The sequence below is a fragment of the Streptomyces sp. NPDC058964 genome, from assembly GCF_042741275.1.
Classification (GTDB): domain Bacteria; phylum Actinomycetota; class Actinomycetes; order Streptomycetales; family Streptomycetaceae; genus Streptomyces.
In genome coordinates, this window is sequence record NZ_JBHYKH010000246.1 from 533 (window position 1) to 4549 (window position 4017).

General features: G+C 71.2%; 3 protein-coding genes, 1 pseudogene and 1 riboswitch. Of the genes and pseudogenes, 1 reads left to right on the top strand and 3 read right to left on the bottom strand.

The window, feature by feature from the left end; translation table 11 throughout:
• Positions 1-60: 60 nt before the first annotated feature.
• Positions 61-1215: pseudogene (locus ACFW2E_RS26775) on the bottom strand (glycine dehydrogenase); the annotation flags it as partial.
• Positions 1216-1391: 176 nt separating this feature from the next.
• Positions 1392-1488: riboswitch (glycine riboswitch) on the bottom strand.
• A gap of 113 nt (positions 1489-1601) precedes the next feature.
• On the opposite strand from ACFW2E_RS26775, the gene ACFW2E_RS26780 reads away from it, so the two are divergent.
• Positions 1602-1973 (top strand): PRC-barrel domain-containing protein, encoded by a 372-nt coding sequence (locus ACFW2E_RS26780; RefSeq protein ID WP_384469622.1) that lies wholly within the window; start codon positions 1602-1604, stop codon positions 1971-1973.
• A 60-nt stretch (positions 1974-2033) separates the two neighbouring features.
• Here the strand turns inward: ACFW2E_RS26780 and ACFW2E_RS26785 are convergent, their stop codons facing one another.
• Complete coding sequence (locus ACFW2E_RS26785; protein WP_384469623.1) at positions 2034-3431, bottom strand: DNA polymerase IV; 1398 nt, start codon at positions 3429-3431, stop codon at positions 2034-2036.
• A gap of 92 nt (positions 3432-3523) precedes the next feature.
• Complete coding sequence (locus tag ACFW2E_RS26790) at positions 3524-4015, bottom strand: MerR family transcriptional regulator (protein ID WP_384469624.1); 492 nt, start codon at positions 4013-4015, stop codon at positions 3524-3526.
• Between the last annotated feature and the right edge of the window lie 2 nt (positions 4016-4017).

Below are 4017 nucleotides of genomic sequence, written 5' to 3' on the forward strand. Positions count from 1 at the left end.
CCCGGCGCGTGTGTCTGTCTCGGTGCGGGTGTTGTTTTTGCCGCCGCTCTCTCACCCACCCCCCCCCGCCGCGAGGCCCGCGGCGAGGATCGTGGCGTACCGGTGGGTGCGTCCCGCGATGGCCCGCAGTCCCTCGGGGCCGTGGTAGACGGCGTACATGCCCGCCATTACGGCCAGCAGCACCTGGGCGGTGCAGATGTTGCTGGTCGCCTTCTCCCGGCGGATGTGCTGCTCACGGGTCTGCAGGGCGAGCCGGTAGGCCTTGTGGCCGTCGGCGTCGACGGAGACGCCGACGAGGCGCCCGGGCAGGCTGCGCGCGAACTTCTCGTGGACGGCCATGTAGCCCGCGTGCGGTCCGCCGAAGCCCATCGGCACGCCGAAGCGCTGGGTCGTGCCGACCGCGATGTCCGCGCCGAGCTCGCCGGGCGAGACCAGCAGGGTCAGCGCGAGCAGGTCGGCGGCGACGGTGACGAGCGCGCCGAGCTCGTGCGCCCGGTCGATGAGCGGCTTGATGTCCCGTACGGCACCGGAGGCGCCCGGGTACTGGATCAGCACGCCGTTGATCTCCCGCTCGGCGATCTCGGCCGGAATACCGTCGCTCAGGTCGGCGACCACGACCTCGACGCCGGTCGGCTCGGCGCGGGTCTCGATCACGGCGATGGTCTGCGGCAGCGTGTCCGCGTCGACCAGGAACAGGCCCTTCTTGTTCTTGCCCATCCGCCGGGACAGCGACATCGCCTCGGCGGCCGCCGTGCCCTCGTCCAGGAGGGAGGCGCCGGAGGTCGGCAGGCCGGTGAGGTCGGCCACCATGGTCTGGAAGTTCAGCAGAGCCTCGAGCCGGCCCTGGGAGATCTCCGGCTGGTAGGGCGTGTACGCCGTGTACCAGGCGGGGTTCTCCATCACGTTGCGCAGGATCACGGGCGGGGTGAACGTCCCGTAGTACCCGAGCCCGATCATCGAGCCGAGCACCTGGTTGCGGTCGGCGAGGGAGCGGAGCTCGGCCAGCACCTCGGCCTCGGTGCGCGCACCGGGCAGGTCGAGGGCGTCGGCGTTCTTGATCACATCCGGCACCGCGGCGGCGGTGAGCTCGTCGAGCGAGCCGTAGCCGACCTGCGCGAGCATCTTGGCCCGCGCCTCCTGGTCGGGCCCGATGTGGCGCTGCTCGAACGGGATGCCCTGTTCGAGCTCGGAGAGCGGAATGCGATGGGCGGTCATTGCGGAGGCCTCCTGGTCTGACGCGACCTTCGAGGGGCACCCCGGACACGGGTACCCCGACGGCCTCCCCCTCTGTCATCTCAACCTGAGAGCTTCACCGGGCCGACCATGGGCACCGGCTTTCACCGTCGGTGAGAGCGGAAGCCGTCGACACCCGCCCTGCTTTCCAGAGTGACCTCGTCCGTGCGGTACGTGAGCCTGAGAGATTCCGGGGAGGATTTGCTCCTTCGGCGCCTCCGGTGTCACTCCGGAGGACTCTCCCGCACGGGGTCAGCAGCCATCGCCAGACTACCAGCGAGGTCAACGCCTGAGCCTTCGAGTGGCCGCCTCCCTGATTGTGCTCTTTTGTAGTGCTTACGAATGAGTTGCGACCAAGTGGAGGGCCCGTGCAGACCGACATCGATCCGCGCAACCTGATCGGCCGCAAGGCGTTCGACCGCAATGGCACCAAGATCGGCACGATCGACGAGGTGTACCTCGACGACGCGACCGGCGTGCCGGAGTGGGCGGCCATACGCACCGGCCTGTTCTCGCGCGACGCCTTCGTCCCCCTGGAGCCGAGCGAACTGATCGAGGGCACCCTCCACGTCCCCTTCGAACGCGCCCTCATCAAGGACGCCCCGGACTTCGGCGTGGGCCGCCACCTCTCCCCGGAACAGGAGCTCCAGCTCTACCACCACTACGGTCTCGACGTGGCCCCACCGCCCACCCTGCCCGACCACGACTTCGGCGACCTGGCCGGGCGGGACGAGCCCTGAGGGCAAGCCGTGAACGCTGCCTGCGGGCGGTGGCCGCGGGGCAGCGAGGCGCTGCCTGGCCTACGTGTCGGGTGAGACCGCGGCAGGGGCGGCTCGGTCCTGTTCCCGATCGCAATGGGTTTCCGCCCGTCCCGCCACCAGCGGCAGCGGATCCGCCGGCTCCAGGGCCGGGTCGTCGACGCGGAACGTGCGGATGCGGCCCGGTTCCGAGTCGGGTGTCTCGAAGCGCACGGTGACCCGCCCCAGCCCGCTCCCCTGGACCCAGCCGTGCCCGTACTCGGTGTGCCGTACGTCGTGACCCGAGGGCCAGTGGCGCTCGGTGGGCGCCGGCTGTTCCGGGACCGGCTCGGCCACGGCCGCCTCCGGAGACGCGTCGGCCCGCTCGCCGGCCGCCTGCGCGAACAGGTCCTCCTGCGTGTAGTCGGCGAGCCCGGAGACGCCCACACCGAGCAGCCGCACCCCGCCCGTCGTGTCAACGGACTCCAGCAGCCGCGCGGCCGCCTCCCGCACCACCGCCGGGTCGTCCGTGGGCCCGCGGAGCGTCTCGGACCGGGTCAGGGTGGAGAAGTCGTACCGCCGCACCTTCAGCACGATGGTCCGCCCCGACAGCCCCCCCCCGCGCAGCCGCCCCACGCACCGGTCGGCGAGCCGCTGCACCTCCAGGCCCACCCTCAGCCGGTCGTGGATGTCCACGTCGTACGTGTCCTCGACCGAGACGGACTTGGTCTCCCGCTCGGCCACCACGGGCCGCTCGTCGTGCGCCAGCGCCATGGCGTACAGCCCGTGCCCATGGGCCTTGCCCAGCAGCCGTACGAGCTCGTCCTCACCCGCCTCGGCGATCTCGTCGACCGTGGTGATCCCGGCCCTCCGCAGATGGTCGCCCGTCGCCGGTCCGACGCCCGGCAGCGTCCGCACCGGCATGGGTCCCAGCAGCGCCCGCTCGGTCCCCGGTTCGATCACCACCAGGCCGTCCGGCTTGGCCTGCTCGGAGGCGATCTTCGCGAGCATCTTGGAGGCGGCCAGACCGACCGACCCGGTGAGCCCCGTGACGGCCCGTATGTCCGCGCGCAGCTTCACTCCGGACAGCCGCGCGGACTGCTCGTCCCAGGCCGATCCCCCGGCCTCCAGGTCCACGAACGCCTCGTCCAGGCTCAGCGGCTCCACCAGGGGGGACAGCCGGCGCAGCAGCCCCATCACCTGTTCGCTGATCGCGCGGTAGAGACCGAAGCGCGGCACGAGATACGCCGCGTTGGGAGCCAGCCGGCGGGCCTGGGCCATGGGCATCGCGGAGTGGACCCCGAAGACCCGCGCCTCGTACGACGCGGTGGCCACCACTCCGCGTGGCCCGAGCCCGCCCACGACGACGGCCTTCCCGCGCAGGCTCGGCTTGGACGCCTGCTCCACCGAGGCGAAGAAGGCATCCATGTCGAGATGCAGGATCGTGGGCGCGTTTCTCACATCTCCGATGCTGCACCACGCCACTGACATTGCCCGACAAGGAGCCGGGCCAGGAACCCCGGGGGTCCCGAGAGCCTCCGGAGGACCGGGGCTCAGACGGCCCGGTTGCGCCGCCGCGCGAGCTCGTCGGCGGGGTTGTGACCGACGAGGGTCTCACCCGTGTCGATACGCTCCCCGTGCAGCTGGGAGAGCGCGCTTTCCACGTCCCGCCACACCACGCCGACGGCGATTCCGAAGATGCCCTGACCGCCCTGGAGCAGGGCATGGACCTCGTCCGGCGAGGTGCACTCGTACACCGTCGCGCCGTCGCTCATCAGCGTCAGGCGCTCCAGGTCTCGGAAACCGCGTTCCCTGAGGTGCTGGACCGCGGTACGGATGTTCTGCAGCGACACACCCGTGTCCAGGAACCGCTTCACGATCTTCAGGACGACGACGTCCCGGAAGCTGTACAGACGCTGCGTACCCGACCCGTAGGCGGGCCGCACGCTCGGCTCGACCAGGCCGGTGCGGGCCCAGTAGTCGAGTTGCCGGTAGGTGATGCCGGCGGCCGCGCAGGCCGTCGGACCGCGGTAGCCGAGCTCCACGG